Origin of the sequence: Micromonospora sp. WMMA2032 (genome assembly GCF_002688545.1) — a bacterium.
In the GTDB taxonomy this organism is placed as follows: domain Bacteria; phylum Actinomycetota; class Actinomycetes; order Mycobacteriales; family Micromonosporaceae; genus Micromonospora; species Micromonospora sediminicola.
In genome coordinates, this window is sequence record NZ_CP024052.1 from 510,453 (window position 1) to 529,311 (window position 18,859).

Here is an 18,859-nt window from a genome sequence, read left to right on the forward strand (position 1 = left end):
CCGGTGACGCCCGGGCCGGAGTGGCCCCGTGCCCGCTCCGACCCGGACGCACCCGCTCAGGCGGCGAGCCCGAGCGCGGCGGGCCGCTGCGACCCCGCCGTTCCCGGCCGCCGCCCCGCCCGTTCCGGCGGCCCGGTAGTCGACCCCGCCGAACCCGCCCCGAGCCGGAGCACGCTCCCCGCGCCGGCGGACGCCCCGGCGCCCGCCCTGGACGGCGCCCCGGCACCTGCTCGGGACGGCGCCCCGGCACCTGCTCGGGACGGCGCCCCGGCACCTGCTCGGGACGGCGCCCCGGCACCTGCTCGGGACGGTGCCACGGCTGCTCGGGACGGTGCCACGGCTGCTCGGGACGGTGCCACGGCTGCTCGGGACGGTGCCACGGCGGCCGTGCCCCGTGGCATCGCGGCGTCCGCCGGCGGTGCGGCGGCCGTCGGAGGCCCGGCGCCGGATGCGACCGGCGCGGCGTACCCCGAGCGGTGCGACGCCGCCCGGATCGGCGGGACGGGCGCCGGTCGGGCCCCTCCACCCGACCGGCGCGACCGCCCCACCCCGAGCGGGCAGGTCGCCCGCCCGTCGACGTCCCCGCGGGGAACGTCGAGCCTCGACGCGGCGCCCGGCCGGCGCGTGGCGGGGACAGCCCTCGACCGGCCGTTGGTCCCGTCGCCGCGAAGTCGCCGGGCGAAGTCGGCCCGTGCCGCGCGGGGCAGTCGGTACGCGGCCATCCGGGCGACCACCGGCTCGGCGATGGTCCAGCCGCCCGCGCGGGTACGCCGGAGCAGGCCCGCCGCGGCCAGGGTGCGCAGCACCGGCCCGACCCGGCCGGCCGCCCAGCCGAGCATCCGCTCGACCGTGGCGGGGGCGAGCGTGCCGCCCGCCGTGGCGCCGGCCATCAGCACGGCGCGCTGGGCGCCGTCGAGCCGGTCCAGTCGCGCGTCCACGAGCCGGCGCGCCGCGGCGGGCACCCCGGCCGGCTCGTCGCCGGAGTCCTCGGCGGCGTACGCGGTCGCGACCGCCGGGTTGCCCCCGACCAGCGGCAGCAGCCGCGCGGCCAGCGCCGCGGGCCGGTCGGCCCGGTCGAGCAGGTGCCGCAGCAGGCGTCCGCTGTCCCGGGCCCCCAGCGGCGCCAGCCACACCCGGCGCCACCGCTCGCCCGGCCCGGGCGACGGGTCGGCCCGTCCGGCGCTGTGGGTGGTGACCACCGCGAGCGCCAGCCGTCGTTCGCCGGCCGTCGCGTGCAGGTGACGCAGGAACCGGTGCAGCGCGGGCGCCGCGCGGTCCAGGTCGTCCACCGCCACCACCACCGGCGCTCCGGCGGCCCGGTCGAGCAGCAGCTCGCGGCAGGCCGCCACGGCCCGGGACGCCGCGGCGGGATCGTCCGGGGTGGCGAGGAACGCGGCCAGCGCGGGGCTCGCCGAGGCCCACCCCGGGTCACCGGCGGTGGAGCCGGGCAGCGGGCGTACCGCCGGGTCCGGCGTGAGCAGCGCGCGGACCAGGTCGGCCAGCGGCGCCAGCTCCCCGTCCGGGTAGGGCGGGCAGTGCGCCACGCACCAGCGCACCTCGGTGCCGTCCACCCGGGACACCGCGCGGGTCAGCTCGTGCAGCAGCCGGCTGCGACCGCTGCCCGGCGGGCCGGCCAGGGAGATCCACCGGGGACGTCGCTCGCGCAGCGCCCGGACGACCTCGTCGGCCGCGCCGGCCAGCTCGCGCCGGCGGCCCACCAGGGGACCGTGGTGCCGGGTGGGCCGGTGCCGGGACACCCCGGTCACCCGCCACACGTCCACCGGCCCGGCCTTGCCGGCCATGGTCATCGTCGCCAGTGGACGCTGCTCGACCAGGCCCGCGACCGCGCGTCGGGTGCTCGGGCAGACCACCACCCCGCCGGGCGGGGCGTACTCCTGCAGCCGGGCGGCGGTGGTGATCACCGCGCCGCTGGCCGCGCCGTGGCCGCCGTCGTGCGCGCCGGTCAGGTCGACGAGCACCTCACCGGTCGCGACACCGACGCGGACCCGCAGCCTGATGTCGCCCGCCGGCCGCCGGTCGAGCGCCGCCTGGATCTCCAACCCGGCCCGCACCGCCCGGTACGCGTCGAAGCCGTCGCAGCCGTGCGCGCCGAACAGCGCCATCACCGCGTCGCCGACGTACTTCTCCACCACGCCCCGCCACCGGCGCAGCACCCCGGACACGGTGCCGAAGTAGGCGCGCTGCAACGTCCGCACGTCCTCCGGGTCGAGCCGCTCCACCAGACCGGTCGAGCCGACGATGTCGACGAAGAGCACCGTGACGGTGCGGCGTTCCTCCGGCACCGGCCAGCGTGCCGCGCTGACGGCTTCCCGACTCGCCGCGGGCGTGGTGATCAACATCGCACCCACCCTTTCCCTGGTCCGGTGCCTGACGACCACCGGAGACTTTCACCACCGGGTCCTCGGGGGATCGGTAGGACGACGTATGTCGACCACCCGCAACCGTTAGTCGTGTTGTCGACGCGAGGAGTACGAGTACGCCCGTAAGCCCGTAGAACGGTGCGGGGACCTGTGACTAGGCTGCGTCCCATGGCCAGCGATGTGGACACCGCACCGCTCGTCGGCCGTGTCGGGACCCTGGCGACGCTGCGGTCGGCGCTGCTCGACGACGTCGCCCCCGGGCAGACGGCCGCGGTGTTCCTCACCGGCGAGAGCGGCGTGGGCAAGACCCGGCTGCTGGCCGAGGTCGGCGAGCGGCTGCGGCAGTCGGGCGCCCTGGTGCTCACCGGCACCTGTCTGGACATCGGCGACGCCTCGCCGTTGCACCCGGTGCGCCAGGCGCTGCGCCGGCTCGACACCGACGTGGCCGAGGCGCGCACCACCTCGGCGGTCCGCGGGCTGTTGCAGGTCTTCGACGAGGAGACCCCGGGCCCGGACGGCGCCGGCGCGCTGCTGGAGCGGGTCTCGCAGGGCCTGCACCTGGTCGCCGGCGGTCGGCCGCTGGTGCTCGTCCTGGACGACCTGCAGTGGGTCGACCGGAGCACCCGCCAGCTCCTGCTCTATCTGCTCGCCGGCCTGGGCGACCTGCAACTGTCCGTGCTCGCCGCGATCCGGGCCGAGTCGCTGCGCGGCGCGCACCCGCTGCGCCGGGTGCTCACCGAGCTGCGCCGGCTGCGGTCGGTGCGGGTGATCGACCTGCTGCCGCTGGACCGCGCCGGCACCGACGAGCTGGCCGCCGCGATCGTCGGCGCGCCGCTGCCCCCCGAGGCCGCCGACCAGGTGTGGCAGCGCAGCGGTGGCAACCCGTTCGTGGTGGAGGAGCTGGCCCGCGACCGGCGCGACGGCCGGGACGGGCTCTCCGACACGCTGCGCGAGGTCTTCCTGGACCGGGTCGACGCGCTGCCCCAACCGGCGCACGCCGTGGTGCACGCGGTCGCCGCCGGGGTGGAGCCGGTCGAGCACTGGCTGCTGGCCCAGGTGGTCCGGCTGCCGGAGGACGAGCTGCTCGACGCGGTCCGTGAGGCGGTGGCGCACCGGCTGCTGGTCGGCGCCGACGACGGCTACCGGCTGCGGCACCGGCTGGTCGCCGAGATCCTCGCCCACGAGCTGCTGCCGGCCGAGCGGGCCGCGCTGCACCGCCGTTACGCCGAGGCGCTCACCGCCGCGCCGGCCGAGCTGCACCAGGCCCGACTGGCCCACCACTGGCGGCAGGCCGGCGAACCGGCCCGCGCGCTGCCGGCCGCGATGGCCGCCGCCCGCGAGGCGGAGCGGCTGCACGGGTACGCCGAGGCGCACCGCCACTGGTCCGTCGCGCTGGCGCTGGCCGCGACCCCCGCCCCGCCGGACGGCGGCCGGCCCGCACCGGTCGAGGTGGACCGCGCCGAGCTGCTCAGCCACGCCGCCGAGGCCGCACACCACAGCGGCGAGCACGCCCGGGCGTTGACCCTGCTGGAGGAGCTGGCCGCCGACGCGTCCGGCCCACCGGCCTGCGCGCTGCACATCCGGCGGGCCCGCTACCTGGCCGCCGCCGGCCGCTCCGCCCCGGCCGAGGAGGAATACCGCCGGGTGCTGGAGTCGGCCGACTGCACCCCGCGCGAGCGGTGCACCGCCGCCGCCCGGCTGGCCGAGCTGCTGCTGCACCTGGGCCGCTACGCCGAGGCCGGCGACCAGGCCCGGGAGGCGCTCGACCTCGCCGCCGACGTGCCCGGCTCCACCTCGGAGGTGGTGCTGGCCAGCGCCGCGCTCGGGTTCAGCGAGGCGTTCCTGGAGGATCAGACCGCCGGCCTGGCGGTGATGCGCCGGGCGCTGGAGACCGCCGAGTCCTCCGGCCGGCCGGAGGACGTGGCCTGCGCCTACCTGCACCTGGCCGAGCTGCTCACCGGCCCGCTGAACATCCTCGAGGAGGGGGTGGTGGTGGCCCGCCGCGGCGCCGAACGGGTCGCCGAGCTGGGTCTCGGTCGCACCTGGGAGACCCGGCTGCTGGCCGTCGCCACCAACGGGCTGTTCCGGGTGGGGCAGTGGGCCGAGGCGGAGAAGGTCGTCGCCACCGCGTTGCGGCACCGCCCGTCCGGCGCCGACGCGGTCGAGCTGCTGCTGGCCCGGTGCCGGCTCTCCGTCGGCTACGGCGACGTCGAGGCCTCCGACCGCGACCTGGAGGCGGTCGCCACGGTGCTGGCCGGCGGTGGCGCCCGGCACGTGCTGCCGATGCTCATCCTGCGCGCCGGGCTGGCCATGTGGCAGGGCCGGCACGACCTGGCCCGGCAGGCCGTCCAGCGGGGCCTGACCGAGAGCCGCTCCGACGACGTGATCGTGCTGGCCACGCTGGCCTGGCACGGGCTGCGCGCCGAGGCCGAGGCGGCGGCCAGCCGCACGGTCGAGGTGGACCCGCCCGCGGTGCGCCGGTTGCGCGAGGTGGTCGAGCGGGTGACCCGCAAGAGCGAGAAGGCCGGCGCGCCGGTGCGCTACGTCGCCGACGGCTTCCTCGCGCTCTGCGACGCCGAGCTGAGCCGGCTCGACGACGGCCGGGGCGACCCCGAGCTGTGGGGCCGGTCGGCCACCGAGTGGGACCGGCGCAACCATCCCTATCCGGCGGCGTACTCGCGGTTGCGGCAGGCCGAGGCGCTGCTGGCCCGGCGCAGCCGGGTGGCCACCGCCGGCAAGCTGCTCCGCCAGGCCCACGCGATGGCGCAGTCGCTCGGCGCGGTGCCGCTGAGCGCCGAGATCCGTACCCTCGCCGGTCGGGCCCGGGTGACCCTGGACGACGCGCCGTCGCCCGCGCCGGTGCCCCGGCCGCGCACGGCGCCGACCGTCCCGACCGCGCCGACGGTGGACGAGCTGGCGGTGCTGACCGCGCGGGAACGGGAGGTGCTGGCCGCGGTCGCCGAGGGGTTGACGAACAAGGAGATCGGTCAACGGCTGTTCATCAGCGAGCGGACCATCGGCGTGCACGTGTCGCACATCTTCGACAAGCTCCAGGTCCGCACCCGGGTGCAGGCCAGCGCGATCTTCCTGCGCAACCGCCCGGAATAGACGTACGTCGGCAATACGTCGTTCTACTGATCCGGCGCGTGTGCGGCGGCTGGCAGGCTGTGCCGCGGAATCGGGTGGCGTCGTGGGGGGCGCCGACCATCGTGGAGGAGAGATGACCGAACCGGTCTGGGGTCCTGTGCACCAGGACATCGTCGGGTTGCTCGCCGACCACCCCGCCGACGTGCCGGCGGTCGTCGACCATCTCACCAAGCTGCAGGACATGCTGGTCCGGCTTCCTCCGCTGGAGGCGAGCTGCCCGCTGGCCGACTTCAACAAGCTCTACCTGGTCATCACCAGCACCGTGCTCGACGGTCTCTACGAGGACCGGTTCGTCGACCCGGCCTTCCTGGCCCGGCTCGACGTGGAGTTCGCGGCGCGCTACTTCGAGGCGCTGCGGTTCTGGACCGACGCCAGCCCGAGCACGCCCAAGGCCTGGTCCTGCCTGTTCAAGCGGATGCGCGGCCCGGACGCCCGCCCGCTGCCCTCGGCCGCCGCCGGGGTCAACGCGCACATCAACTACGACCTGCCGTTCGCGTTGGTGACCACGCTGGAGAGCCTGGAGTCCGAGCCGGTCGACGGCAGCGACCAGCACCGCGACTACCTGGAGATCAACAAGATCTTCGCCGAGCGGATCCCGGAGCTGCGCCGTGGCTACCTGGACCACTGGCAGCTCATGATCGACATGGTCAACGGCGACATCGACGACTGGTACCAGGGCGAGCTGGTGGAGTACACCCGGAACGTGGCCTGGCGCAACGCGCAGAAGATCTGGCGCTGCCGGCACGACCCGGACGCCCGCGAGTGTGAGCGGACGCGGTTGGACGACAACGCCGCGCTGCTCGGCCGGCTGCTGCTGTCGCCCCTCGGGGCGTTCCTGCAGTAGCCGGGACGGGGGGTCCCCGCGTCCCGCCGTCCGGGCGCGGGACGCGGGGACACCGTCCGTCGGGGTGTCGAGCCCGTCCGGCCGGGTACGACGTGGCCGTGCCGCATCCCGCCCCGACCGGCCCGCCCGGCCCGGTCCGCCGTTTCCCGTTCCGCTTCGACCCCGCGTTCCGGGTGCCGCTGGCCCTGCTCGGCGTGCGGCCCGAGACCGCCGCGGTGGAACTCGCCCCGGACGCGCTCGTCGTCCGGTTCGGCCCGTGGCGCCTGCGGACCACCCCGGGCAACGTCGCCGGAGTCGAACTGAGCGGCCCGTACCGCTGGTGGCGGGCGATCGGCCCGCACCTGTCGCTGGCCGACGGCGGCGCGACATTCGGCACCAGCGTCGCCGGCGGCCTCTGCCTCCGGTTCACCGAGCCGGTGCCGGCGCTGGCACCCGGCCCCTGGCCGCGACACCCGGCGCTCACCGTGACCGTCGCCGACCCGGCGGCGCTGCGCGAGGCGCTGGCTCCCGGCACTTCCGGCGGCGCTTGACCGGTTCCGCCGGGCCGCGCCCCGGCCACCGCCTACCGTGATCAGGAGGCCGGAGGGGAGCAGATGGCGCAGGCAGAGGACGGGGAGCAGCCCCGGCGTACGCGGGACCGACGGCGCGAGGCACACGCCGCCGCCGCGGCCCGGGCGGGCCGGCACGCCGAGCACGGCGACCGGTCCGGCCGCGCCCCGGGCACGCTGCCGGAGCGGGTGGAGACGCCGGCCCGGCCGACGGCGCCGGCCGACCGCCTGCACCGCTGGCTGTTCCAGCATCGCGTCGAGCCGGTCGGCCCGGAGATACGGGAGCACCAGGCACGCGCCCACCCGTGGTGGCAGGTGATGTGCCTGACCGGCGTCGACTACTTCTCCACCCTGTCCTACCTGCCCGGCATCGCGGCGGTGGCGGCCGGCGCGCTGAGTCCGCTGGCCACCCTGCTCATCGTGGCGCTGACGCTGTTCGGGATGCTGCCGATGTACCGCCGGGTGGCCCGGGAGAGCCCGCACGGGCAGGGGTCGGTGGCCATGCTGGAGCGGCTGCTGCCGTTCTGGCGCGGCAAGATCTTCGTGCTGGTGCTGCTCGGGTTCGTCGCCACCTCGTGGATCATCACGATCACGCTCTCCGCCGCCGACGCCAGCGTGCACCTGCTGGAGAACCCGGTCCTGCCGGCGTCGTTCCCGCACGGCGCCTCGGCCGCGGTGGCGGTGACCGTGGTGCTGCTGCTGGTGCTGGGTGGCGTGTTCCTGCTCGGCTTCAGCGAGGCGGTGCAGGTGGCCATCCCGCTCGTCGCGGTCTTCCTGGCGTTGAACGCGGTGGTGGTGGCCGTCGGGGTGGCCGAGATCGTCGCCGACCCCGGGCTGCTCGGCGACTGGACCGAACGGCTCACCCGGGTCGGTGGCGCGGGCGACGTGCTGACCACCAGCGTGCTCGCCTTCCCGCTGCTGGTGCTGGGCCTGTCCGGTTTCGAGACCGGGGTGAGCATGATGCCGCTGGTCCGGGGCGACGGCGACGACCCGGAGCGCCGGCTGGCGGCCCGGATCCGCAACACCCGGCGGCTGCTCACCGCCGCCGCGCTGATCATGTCGGTCTACCTGGTCGCCACCACGTTCGTCACCACCGTGCTGATCCCCCCGGCGGCGTTCCAGCCCGGCGGCGGGGCCAACGGCCGGGCGCTCGCCTTCCTCGCCCACGAACACCTGGGCGAGGCGTTCGGCACCGTCTACGACATCAGCAGCGTCCTCATCCTCTGGTTCGCCGGCGCCTCGGCGATGGCCGGGCTGATCAACATCGTGCCGCGCTACCTGCCGTCGTACGGCATGGCGCCGGAGTGGGGACGTGCGGTCCGCCCGGTGGTGCTCGTCTACACCGCGATCAGCATCGCCATCACCGTCGCCTTCCGGGCCGACGTCAACGCCCAGGCCGGCGCGTACGCCACCGGCATCCTGGCCATGATGGTCTCGGGCGCGATCGCGGTGACCATCTCGGCGCTGCGGGCCGGGCACCGGGGTGCCGGCGTCGGGTTCGCGGTGCTCACCGCCGTGCTGCTGTACGCGCTCGCGGAGAACGTCGTGGCGAAGCCCGACGGCATCACCATCTCCGGGTTCTTCATCGCCGGCATCGTCGCGGTCTCGCTGATCTCCCGGGTCACCCGGACCACCGAGCTGCGCGCCGAGCGGATCGAGTTCGACGACGCCGCCCGCCGGTTCGTCGACGAGTCCGTCGCCCGTGACCGGCGGCTGCACCTGATCGCGAACAAGCGGCAGAGCGGCTCGGTCAAGGAGTACCGGGTCAAGGAGCGGGCGCAGCGGTCCATGAACCCGGTGCCGGGCGCCGCCGACGTGCTCTTCCTGGAGATCGACGTGAGCGACCCGTCCCAGTTCAGCCAGGTGCTCAAGGTGCACGGGGTGGAGGTCGGCGACTATCGCATCCTGCGGGCCAGCAGCCCGGCCGCGCCGAACGCGATCGCCGCCATCCTGCTCGCGCTGCGCGACGCCACCGGGGTCCGCCCGCACTGTCACTTCGAGTGGTCCGAGGGCAACCCCATCGCGCACCTGCTGCGCTACCTGATCCTGGGCCGCGGCGACACACCGCCCGTGGTCCGGGAGATCATCCGCAAGTCCGAGCCGGACCCGACCCGCCGCCCCGGCATCCACGTCGGCGGCTGAGCCGCGATGCAAGGAGGGGCCCCTTATTAACAGACGTCTGTTAATAAGGGGCCCCTCCTTGCATCGGCTAGCCGAGCGCGCGGACGCGGGCGAGCAGGTCGCCGGCGCAGAAGTCGAGGAAGCCGTCCGGATCCGGGCCGGCGTTCTGCAGCACGATGTGGTCGTAGCCCGCCTCGACGTACGCCCGCGCCTTCTCCACATGCGGCTCCGGCGCCGGGCCGACGGAGAACTGCTGCCGGATGTGGTGGTCCTCCACCCAGGCGGTGGCCGCGTCGAAGTTCACCGGGTTGGGCAGCTCGCTCATCACCTTCCACCCGGTGACCGCCCAGCGGCTGGTCTCCTTCGCCGCGCGTACCGCCTGCTCCTCGTCGGTGGCCCAGGCCATCGGCACCTCGGCGTAGCGCGGGCCCTGACCGCCGGCCTCCCGGTAGTGCCCGACGATGGACGCCTTCGGCTCGGTGGCGAACAGCCCGCTGCCCAGTTCGGCGGCGAGCGTCGCGGACGCCCGGCCGCTGGCCGCGACGGCGATCACCGGCGGCTGCTCGGGCAGGTCCCACACCCGGGCGTCCTCCAGCTGGAGGTGCCGGCCCTCGTAGGACTGGTAACCGCCCTGCCAGAGCAGCCGGATGATCTCCAGCGCCTCGCGCAGCCGCTCGTGCCGGCCCCGTACGCTCGGGAAGCCCAGCCCGACCACGTGCTCGTTCAGCCGCTCGCCGGCGCCCACCCCGAGCGTGAACCGGCCGTCGGAGATCAGCGCCAGCGTCGCCGCCGCCTGCGCGACGATCGCCGGGTGGTACCGGACCGAGGGGCAGGTGACCCCGGTGGCCAGGCCGAGCGTGCTGGTGCGGGCGGCGATCGCGCCCAGTGCGCTCCAGGTGAAGCAGGAGTGTCCCTGCACCTCCAGCCACGGGTGGTAGTGGTCGCTCATCTCGACGAAGTCGAAGCCGGCCTCCTCCGCGCGGACCGCCTGCCGGATGAGTTCCTGCGGCCCGAACGCCTCCGAGGCGAGCTTGTAGCCGATCTTCATGCCGGGGTTCTCCGTCCCGTCGTCAGCGGACCGCTGCCGTTCCCGCCTGGCCCGACGGCAAACCCCACAAACCCAGCCTCCTAGGACGCCTGACGGATGGTGCGGTGCGCGACTCCGGGCACGGAACGGCCCGCGCTCGCCAGGCGGGCGCGGGCCGAGGGGAAGTACGGGGTGGAGGCCTACTTGGACGGCTCCGGGAGCTTGCAGTCGATCTTCGGGTTGGCGCCGATGTAGTTCAGCGGGCCGGCCACGATGGTGACCAGGATCGTGCCCGCCTCCGCGCAGTTGGTGTCGTCGTTGCCGTAGTAGCCGCGCTGCCCGGCGGCGATCGCGCCGATGATGAGCCAGATGACGACCAGAACGCCGACTATCGAGGTGCCGCGCATCAGTTGCCTCCACTGGGGTTGTGGTGGATTCGAGGTGGAGGGCATGTACCCCGCGCGGGTGATCCGCCAAACGGAACACCGGTGCCGGCACGGCCGATTCCGATTACCTACCGGCGCGGTGACTCAGTGCGGCGGCGCCGGCTCCTCGGGCGGACGGCCGCGGCTGCGCCGGTGGTCGGCGACGGCCACCCCGGCGAGCACCAGCATCGCCCCGACGGCGGCGTAGAGCGGCGCGAGGAACAGCGCCGCCGGCGCGATGCAGAGCAGCACCAGGACCCCGCCGGGGCGCGACAGCGACACTCGGCTGAACACCTCGTACTCGAAGGCGGCCCGACCGGCCAGGAACAGCGCCGGGCCGCCGAGGATGATCGCCAGCCAGGCCGGCGGGGTGTGCCCGGTCGGCTCCAGCAGCACCAGGTCGAAGCCGGCCGCGCTGGTCACCACCCCGGCCACCATCAGCAGATGCGTGTACGGGGCGGTGTTCAGGAACCGGCTCGGCTGGGTCGACCGAGCGATGGCCTCCGGCAGCAGCTCACCGGACTTGTGCACGTAGATGCGCCAGAGCAGCAGCGTGGTGGCGAACGCGGTGCTGAACGCGAGGAGGTTCTCCACCTCCGAGTGGTGCAGGCTGAACACGGTGCCGGAGACCAGCACCGCGTCGCCCAGCGCGATGATGAAGAACTGCTGGTAGCGCTCGGAGAGGTGCTCGGCGGTGACGTTGCGCTGGGCGTCCGGCACCGAGCCCAGGCCGGGCACCGGGTAGGCCAGCCGGAAACCGAGGTAGTCGATGGCCAGCGCCAGCGCCCAGAACCACAGCCGTGCGGCGCCGTGTGCCGCCACCGCCCCGATCAGCCAGGGCACCGCCGACACGGCGAACCAGATGAAGATGCGGATGGCGCGGCGCCGGGTCTGCGGGTGGCGGCGGACCGCCGGCATGAGGAACAGGCCGCGTCCGAGATGGATCGCCACGTACGTGCCGGCGAAGACCAGCCCACGGGCGCCGAACGCCTCCGGAATGGCGGTGGTCATCAGCAGCGCGCCGAACATCACCGCCACGATGAGGAGCTTGATCTCACCGCGCTGCGGATCGTAGAGGTCGGTGACCAGCGTGGTGATCGCCCAGGTCCACCAGATCGCCATCAGCATGACCAGCGACTGGGCGGCCCGCTCCCAACTGACCTCGCCCATCAGGTTGCGCGAGATCAGGGCCAGCGCGACCACGTAGACCAGGTCGAAGAACAGCTCCAGCAGGGTCACCCGGCGCGGCGCCTCCGGATCGCGGACCGGCGGCCGCCGGCCGGCGGGCTCCGGTGTTCCGGTGGGCACGAGCTGCTCCTGCGGGCGGGATCGGGCGCGGCGGGCCGTCCGTCCTGGCCCTTCACCGACCGTAGCGACGCCCGTCCGTCTCCGGTCGGCTTTCCGCCATTCCGGGCAGGTGGCCGGGCCCGTCCGGAACGGGACGGCCGGCGGGGACGCGGGTGAACAGGTCGGGCCGGCGGCGACCATCGGTCACCACCGGCCCGGTGCGGGCGCGGACTACTCGCCCGCGGGCAGGACCTGGTCGGCCTCGGCGCGGGCGCCGGCGAGCACCTTCGCCTGCTGCGGCCAGGTGGCCAGCCCGGGCGCGGCCCGCAGGCCGGCGGCCTTCACGGTCTCCCGCAGCGCCGCCTCGTCCAGCTCGGCGAGCTGGCGGTAGGTGCGGATGCCCGCGTCCTGCAACGCGGTGGCCAGCTTCGGCCCGATGCCCTGGATACGCCGGAAGTCGTCCGGCGTCGCACCGTCCGACAGATCGTTCTCGGCCGAGGCCCGCGGCGCCGGCACCACCGCCGGCGCGGTGTCCGATCCGGTCGGTCCGGCCACCGGCTCCACGGCGGCCACGGTGGCGGGTTCCGGCTCGGCGCCGACCGGCTCGGTGACGGCGGGCGACCGCGGGTCGGCGGGTTCGGCGTCGACGCCCACCGGCGCGGGCTCGACGGGCGCGGACTCCGCGACCGGCTCGGGCGCGACCGGGGACGGCTCGGCGCTGATGCCGACCGGCTCGCGGTCCGGTTCCGCCGCGGCGACCGGTTCCGGCGCGGCGACCGGTTCCGGCGCGGCGACCGGCTCGTCGACAGTCACGGGCCCGGCAGCGGGGGTCACGGGCTCCGAGGCGGTCACGGGCTCCGAGGCTTCCGCCGGCTCCGAGGCGGCGGCCGGCTCCGTGGTGGTCGGCGCGGGCTGGTCGGTCACGGCGGCCGGAGCCGGCGTCTCGTCGACCACCGCGGCCGGACGGGGCTCGTCGACGACGGCGGTCACCTCGGGGGCCGGGGTGGCGGCGGCGTCCACAGTGGGCGCGGAGCTGCCGGCGCCGGCCCGACGGCCGCTCACCACCCAGCCGACGACCAGTCCGATGAGCAGGGCCAGGATCACGACCAGCCACTGCCCGAAGCTCGACGGCATGGCCTACCTCCTTCTATGTGCGTGCACGACGGTCACGAGAAAACTCGGGGCAGCTTCGCACACGCGCGCACGGGGCGACAGGCAGGCCGGGGGTCGGGCGTCGACGGTGGGATCGGCCGTGTCGGCCGGTGGTCGGTGGATGACCGAGCGTGTGCCGTCGGCGATGGGGGAGGGCGCCCCGGGACCTGGTGCCGTGCGGGGTCCCGGGGCGCCCCGTCCGTCGCCCGTGGCCGGTCAGCGGATCCGGTCGGGCGTGGGGGTGTCGGCGGCGTCCCAGCTGTAGAAGCAGCCGGCCACGGCGTCCCGGGGGGAGTGCCAGGTCGGCAGGTACGGCGAGGTGTGCGCGGAGAGCCGCTCGTTGACGCGTTCGTAGAGCGGGTGGTCGCGCAGGTCGGCGGCGAGGTCGGGCGCGACGTCGCCGGTCTCCATCAGGTGCACGCACAGGTCGTGCAGGTAGTAGAGGGACCGGTGCCGGATCCCGGTGAGGTGGGGCAGCTCGGTCGCGTCGGACTCGGCGAAGATCTGTGCCACCCGGCCCTGCGACCCGGGCACGATCCGGCTGACCACCAACAGTCGACTCATCGGGACCCCTCTCGCCGCGCTGCTGCTGCGTCCACGGTGCCGGCCCGGCTGTCACCTCGCCGTCACGGCGTACCCCTGGGTATTGATGGCGGTGGTGCGGCGCGTTGCGGGCGGGCGGGGCCGGCGGGCCGGCCGCGGTCGGCCCGCCGTTGCGGCGGTTCCGGCCGGCTGGCCCGACGGATCGGGGCGAGGGTGTCGTCCAGCAGGGCCGTCATCGCCGGGGAGGGTTCCAGGCGCAGTTCGCGCAGGAGCAGGTCCCGGTAGACGTAGAAGGAGTGCACCGCCTCGAACGCGTTGCCCTCGGCCAGGTGGATGCGGACGACCAGGCGGTGCGGGGTCTCCCGCAGCGGCTCGGCCGCCATCGCCTCCAGCGCGGCCTCCAGGGCCTCTCCGTGGCGGCCGGCGGCGAGGTGGTTGCCGGCCAGTTCCTCCAGCATGTGCAGGCGGAGCTGGCGGAGCCGTTCCCGTTCCAGCAGGACCCAGTCGTCGTACCAGCCGGGGAGCAGGTCGTGCCGGCCGGCGCCGGCGGCGCCCCGGGGGGTCGCGCCGTCGCGGACCCGGGCGGCGGTCACCACCAGCTCGTCCACGTCGAGGTGGACGGTGGGTCCGAGGCGTACGGTGTCGCCGCCGGTGCGCAGCGGGCAGCACGGGTCCTGGCGCAGCCGCCACAGGGCGGTCCGCAGGGAGGAGAGCGCCCGTTCCTCGGAGGTCTCGGGCCAGAGCAGCCCGGCGAGGTGGCTGCGGGTGGCGCCGGGGCGCAGCCCGATGAGGGCGATGACCCGTTGCAGGCCCCGGGGCACCACCACGGGCACGCCGTCGTGCAGCAGCTGGAAGCCGCCGAGCAGGTGCAGTGACACCCGGGGGGCGGGGTCGCCCGCCGTCGGCATCCTCGAACCACCGGACACGGCGCACCCCCCTGCACCGGAACATTCGTCCCGACCGTCCTGTGTGTTGCCCGGCTCTGCTCGCCCGCGACCCCGGTGTCGGAACGTTCCGCCTCGGCCGGAGAGGTCCGTCGCGGCCGGGCTGACCGAGACGAAGAATATCAACGCCTGTTACTCTCAGTCAACGGCCCGCAACATCGATGACAGTCCGTAACTGACTCGTAAGTCGCCCGTGATCTGCGAAAAAGTGTCGCCAACGAGAAGCGGAACTCGATCTTCCCATAGGCCACGCACAGTTTGCGTCAACGCAGCGTCACCATGTTTCCGCTCTGCTCGTGCCCGGTTGACGCCCGGGTGACGCCCCCGGCGGCACCGTGAGCCATCCGTGCGGCGCGACCGGTTCGCCGCGCACCGGGACGTACGCAGGGGAGGCCGCGAATGGACCGCTCGCTCATCGTCGCCAAGGTGGTGCCCACCGCCGAGGACCGGGTCGCCGAGATCTTCGCCGAGTCCGACGCGACCGAACTGCCCGGCCTGGTCGGCGTGCGGCACCGCTCCCTCTACCGCCTGCACGACCTCTACGTCCACCTGCTGGAGACGGAGTCGCCGGCGCAGGGCGCGGTCGAGGACGCGCGGGGGCATCCCGAGTTCGTCCGGATCAGCGAGCGGCTGCGGCCGTACATCTCGCCGTACCTGCCGACCTGGCGCTCGCCGCGCGACGCCATGGCGCACTGCTTCTACCGGTACGACGCCCCGGGTCACCAGGCCCACCGGTACGACGCCGCCGGGCGGCGGCCGTGACCACCACGGCACCCCGGGACGAGCAGCTCTGGTCGCGGTGCGACGGCTGCGCCTCGCTGCTCTACCGCAAGCGGCTGCGCCGCAACCTGGACGTCTGCCCGGAGTGCGGCTCGCACACCCGGCTGGACGCGCCGGACCGGGTGGCGCAGCTGGTCGACCCGGACTCGTTCACCCCGCTGCCGGACCGGGCGGTACGGGTGGACCCGATCGACTTCGTCGACGCGGTGCCGTACCCGCACCGGCTCGGCGCGGCGCGCGCGGGCACCGGCCTGGACGAGGCGGTGCTCTGCGGCACCGCCCGGCTCGGCGGGCACCCGGTGGCGCTGGCGGTGATGGACTTCCGGTTCCTCGGCGGCAGCCTCGGCTGCGCGGTCGGCGAGCTGATCACCCGCACCGCCGAGCGGGCGCTGGCCGACGGCTGCCCGCTGGTGCTGGTCACCGCGTCCGGCGGGGCGCGGATGCAGGAGGGCGCGCTGTCGCTGATGCAGATGGCCACGGTCAGCCAGGCCCTCGCGGGCCTGCGCGAGGCGGGACTGCTGACGGTCAGCGTGGTCACCGACCCCACGTACGGCGGGGTGGCCGCGTCGTTCGCCACCAACACCGACCTGGTCCTCGCCGAGAGCGGCGCCCGGTTGGGCTTCGCCGGTCCGCGGGTGATCCGCCAGGTCACCGGCGCCGCGTTGCCCGAGGGCTTCCAGACCGCGGAGTATCTGCTGCGCCACGGCCAGGTCGACATGGTGGTGCCCCGGCACGCGCTGCGGGGACGCCTGGCCGCGGTGCTCGCCGCCGCCGACGCCGGCCGGCGACCGCCGGTGACCCGCCCGGCGCAGGCGTCGCCGCCGCGCCCGGCCGCCCCGGCGCCCCGCGACGCCTGGGAGACGGTACGCGTGGCCCGGCACCCCGGCCGGCCGACCACCCTCGACTACCTGGAGACCGCGTTCGACGGCTTCGTCGAGCTGCACGGCGACCGGCTCGGCGCGGACTGCCCGGCGATCGTCGGCGGCATCGCCCGCCTGGACGGCCGGCCGGTGATGGTGATCGGCCACCAGAAGGGACACACCACCGCCGAGCTGGTGGCCCGCAACTTCGGCATGGCCAGCCCGGCCGGGCACCGCAAGGCGTTGCGGCTGGCGCGCCTGGCGGCCCGGCTCCGGCTGCCCGTGGTGACGCTGGTGGACACGCCGGGCGCCGACCCGGGGGTCACCGCCGAGCAGCAGGGCCAGGCGGCGGCGATCGCGGAGAACATCCTCGCGCTGAGCGTCCTGCCCACCCCGGTGGTCGCGGTGGTCACCGGGGAGGGCGGCAGCGGCGGCGCGCTGGCGCTCGCGGTCGCCGACCGGGTGCTCATGCTGGAGCACGCCGTCTACTCGGTGATCAGCCCGGAGGGCTGCGCCGCGATCCTCTGGCCGGACAGCTCCGCCGCGCCGCAGGCCGCCCGGGCACTGCGCCTCACCGGCGCCGACCTGTGCCGCCTCGGCGTGGTCGACGAGCTGGTGCCCGAGCCGTACCCGGCCGCGCACGGCGACCCGGTCGGTGCGGCCGAGCTGCTGGGCCGGGCGGTCGCGGCGAACCTCGCCCCGCTGCTCTCGGTGCCCCCGGCCACGCTGGTACGCCGCCGCCGGCAGCGCTTCCGCCGCTTCGGCGCGGCCCGCTCCACGGCGACCCCGCCGGTCGACGGCCCGGCGGAGGTGGCGTGATGGCGGACGCCGGACCCGAGCAGGTGTTGGACGGGCTGCGCCGGCAGGCCCGCAAGCTGGTCGCCGACCTCGACGGACCGGTGCGCCGGGTGCGGCTGCGCAGCGGCGAGGCGCTGCTGGAAGTCGAGTGGCACGATCCGGTGCCGCCGCCGAGGACGGACGCCGACCCCGCCGCGTCGCCCGTGGGGCCGGCCGCGCAGGCGGCGCCGGCGACCGACCGGGCGACGGTACGGTCCCCGGTGGTCGGCACGTTCTACCGCGCCCCCGAGCCCGGGGCGATGCCGTTCGTCGCGGTCGGCGACCTGGTCCGGCCGGGCCAGGTGATCGGCATCGTCGAGGCCATGAAGCTGATGAACGAGGTGACCGCCGGCCAGGCCGGACGGGTGGCCGAGGTGCTGGTGGAGGACGGCAAGCCCGTCGAGTACGACCAGCCGCTGATCGCCCTGGACCCGGTCACCGGACGGGACGCCTGATGTTCGACAAGGTGCTGATCGCCAACCGCGGCGAGATCGCGTTGCGGGTGCTGCGCGCCTGCCGGGAGATGGGCGTCCGGACGGTGGTGGTGCACTCCAGCGCCGATGCCGACTCGCTGCCGGTGCGGCTGGCCGACGAGGCGGTCCGGATCGGGCCGGCGGCCAGCCGGCGCAGCTACCTCAACGCCGCCGCGATCGTCGAGGCCGCCCGGCAGACCGGCGCGCAGGCCGTCCACCCCGGCTACGGCTTCCTCTCCGAGGACGCCGACTTCGCCGAGATCTGCGCCGAGAACGGGCTGGTCTTCATCGGCCCGCCGCCGCAGGTGATGGCCGCGCTGGCCGACAAGTCCACCGCCCGCGCGTTGATGAGCGGCGCCGGCCTGCCGCTGCCGCCGGGCAGCGTGCGGACGCTGCCGACCGCCGCCGAGGCACAGGAGGTGGCCGCCGAGGTCGGCTACCCGGTCATCGTCAAGGCCGCCGCCGGCGGGGGCGGGCGCGGGATGACGGTGGTGCGCACGGCCGCCGAGCTGCCCCGCGCGTACGCCCGCACCCGCGCCGCCGCGCAGGTCGCGTTCGGCGACGACCGGGTGTACGTCGAGCGGTACCTCGCCGACGCCCGGCACGTGGAGGTGCAGGTGCTCTGCGACGCCCACGGCAACGGCGTCCACCTGGGCACCCGGGACTGCTCGGTGCAGCGCCGGCACCAGAAGCTCATCGAGGAGGCACCCGCGCCCGCGCTGCGACCGGCCACCCTGGACACGCTCGCCGAGGTCGCCCTGCGCGGCGCGCTGTCGGTCGGCTTCACCGGCGCCGGCACGGTCGAGTTCCTGGTGGACGAGGCGGAACGGGCCCACTTCCTGGAGATCAACTGTCGGATCCAGGTGGAGCATCCGGTGACCGAGATGATCACCGGCGTCGACCTGGTCCAGGAACAGTTGCACGTGGCCGCCGGCACGCCGCTGCGTCTGCGGCAGTCCGACGTCCGGCCGCACGGGGTGGCGATCGAGTGCCGGGTCAACGTGGAGGACCCGGACCGCGACTTCGCGCCCGCGCCCGGCCGGCTGGAGCGGTTCCGGCCGCCGGGCGGCCCGTTCACCCGGGTCGACACGCACGGCCACGTCGGCTACCTGGTCAGCCCGCACTACGACTCGCTGCTGGCCAAGGTGGCGGTCTGGGCGCCGGACCGGGACGCCGCGCTGGACCGGCTCGACCGGGCGCTGGCCGAGTTCGACGTGGCCGGCCCGGGGGTGCGCACCACCATCCCGTTCGCCCGGCGGGTGCTGCGCGATCCCGCGTTCCGGGCCGCCCGGCACACCACCGGCCTGGTCGAACGCCTGCTCGCCCCGGCCGCTGACGCCGCCGCCGACGTCGTGCCCGCCGGGAGCGCCGACGAGGCCGTGCCCGTGGGGAGCGCCGACGCCGCCGGTGGGGTCGACAGCGCGCCGGCCGTCGGTCGGACCGACGGCGCCGTCCACGCCGACGCCGCCCGGCCGAGGCTGCGCTCGGCG

General features: G+C 75.4%; 14 protein-coding genes and 1 pseudogene. 8 read left to right on the forward strand and 7 right to left on the reverse strand.

Going from position 1 to position 18,859, the window contains the following annotated elements:
* Positions 1-56 precede the first annotated feature (56 nt).
* Entirely contained in the window at positions 57-2,360 is a 2,304-nt protein-coding gene (locus CO540_RS02280; protein ID WP_216642327.1) for an AAA family ATPase, read from the reverse strand.
* Positions 2,361-2,549: 189 nt separating this feature from the next.
* Here CO540_RS02280 and CO540_RS02285 point away from each other — a divergent pair, with 189 nt between their 5' ends.
* From CO540_RS02285 to CO540_RS02300, 4 genes are all read left to right on the forward strand, one after another.
* A complete protein-coding gene (locus CO540_RS02285; RefSeq protein ID WP_099160706.1) occupies positions 2,550-5,489 on the forward strand; it encodes a helix-turn-helix transcriptional regulator in 2,940 nt (979 codons plus the stop codon).
* Between the two features lie 112 nt (positions 5,490-5,601).
* Positions 5,602-6,372, forward strand: coding sequence for a DUF5995 family protein (locus tag CO540_RS02290; protein WP_091574122.1), 771 nt, complete (start codon positions 5,602-5,604; stop codon positions 6,370-6,372).
* 98 nt (positions 6,373-6,470) lie between these two features.
* Positions 6,471-6,902 (forward strand): hypothetical protein, encoded by a 432-nt coding sequence (locus tag CO540_RS02295; RefSeq protein WP_253866376.1) that lies wholly within the window; start codon positions 6,471-6,473, stop codon positions 6,900-6,902.
* Positions 6,903-6,965: 63 nt separating this feature from the next.
* The gene (locus CO540_RS02300) at positions 6,966-9,062 is read left to right on the forward strand and encodes an APC family permease (protein WP_099160708.1); all 2,097 of its coding nucleotides are present in this window, start codon (positions 6,966-6,968) and stop codon (positions 9,060-9,062) included.
* A 67-nt stretch (positions 9,063-9,129) separates the two neighbouring features.
* Here CO540_RS02300 and CO540_RS02305 read toward each other — a convergent pair whose 3' ends face one another.
* The 6 genes from CO540_RS02305 to CO540_RS02330 all read right to left on the reverse strand — a co-directional run bounded on the left by CO540_RS02305 (position 9,130) and on the right by CO540_RS02330 (position 14,383).
* Positions 9,130-10,089 carry a TIGR03557 family F420-dependent LLM class oxidoreductase gene (locus CO540_RS02305; RefSeq protein WP_099160709.1) on the reverse strand — a complete coding sequence of 320 codons (960 nt, stop codon included), beginning with the start codon at positions 10,087-10,089 and terminating at the stop codon, positions 9,130-9,132.
* 179 nt (positions 10,090-10,268) lie between these two features.
* A complete protein-coding gene (locus CO540_RS02310) occupies positions 10,269-10,475 on the reverse strand; it encodes a hypothetical protein (protein ID WP_091574126.1) in 207 nt (68 codons plus the stop codon).
* A 123-nt stretch (positions 10,476-10,598) separates the two neighbouring features.
* Entirely contained in the window at positions 10,599-11,801 is a 1,203-nt protein-coding gene (locus tag CO540_RS02315; RefSeq protein ID WP_099160710.1) for a low temperature requirement protein A, read from the reverse strand.
* 210 nt (positions 11,802-12,011) lie between these two features.
* Positions 12,012-12,914, reverse strand: coding sequence for a helix-hairpin-helix domain-containing protein (locus CO540_RS02320; RefSeq protein WP_099160711.1), 903 nt, complete (start codon positions 12,912-12,914; stop codon positions 12,012-12,014).
* Positions 12,915-13,148: 234 nt separating this feature from the next.
* The gene (locus CO540_RS02325) at positions 13,149-13,496 is read right to left on the reverse strand and encodes a TcmI family type II polyketide cyclase (RefSeq protein WP_099160712.1); all 348 of its coding nucleotides are present in this window, start codon (positions 13,494-13,496) and stop codon (positions 13,149-13,151) included.
* Positions 13,497-13,558: 62 nt separating this feature from the next.
* Positions 13,559-14,383 carry a BTAD domain-containing putative transcriptional regulator gene (locus CO540_RS02330; protein ID WP_371682267.1) on the reverse strand — a complete coding sequence of 275 codons (825 nt, stop codon included), beginning with the start codon at positions 14,381-14,383 and terminating at the stop codon, positions 13,559-13,561.
* A gap of 435 nt (positions 14,384-14,818) precedes the next feature.
* On the opposite strand from CO540_RS02330, the gene CO540_RS02335 reads away from it, so the two are divergent.
* The 4 genes and pseudogenes from CO540_RS02335 to CO540_RS02350 all read left to right on the forward strand — a co-directional run.
* Complete coding sequence (locus CO540_RS02335; protein ID WP_091574131.1) at positions 14,819-15,181, forward strand: TcmI family type II polyketide cyclase; 363 nt, start codon at positions 14,819-14,821, stop codon at positions 15,179-15,181.
* Positions 15,178-16,878: an acetyl-CoA carboxylase carboxyltransferase subunit alpha gene (locus CO540_RS02340; RefSeq protein ID WP_099160714.1), complete on the forward strand. Its 1,701-nt coding sequence runs from the start codon at positions 15,178-15,180 to the stop codon at positions 16,876-16,878. The genes CO540_RS02335 and CO540_RS02340 overlap by 4 nt, the downstream gene beginning before the upstream one ends.
* Positions 16,878-17,351 carry an acetyl-CoA carboxylase biotin carboxyl carrier protein gene (accB, locus tag CO540_RS02345; protein WP_099160715.1) on the forward strand — a complete coding sequence of 158 codons (474 nt, stop codon included), beginning with the start codon at positions 16,878-16,880 and terminating at the stop codon, positions 17,349-17,351. The genes CO540_RS02340 and accB overlap by 1 nt, the downstream gene beginning before the upstream one ends.
* Positions 17,351-18,694, forward strand: a pseudogene (locus tag CO540_RS02350) (acetyl/propionyl/methylcrotonyl-CoA carboxylase subunit alpha); the annotation flags it as partial. The gene accB and the pseudogene CO540_RS02350, both read left to right, overlap by 1 nt.
* Between the last annotated feature and the right edge of the window lie 165 nt (positions 18,695-18,859).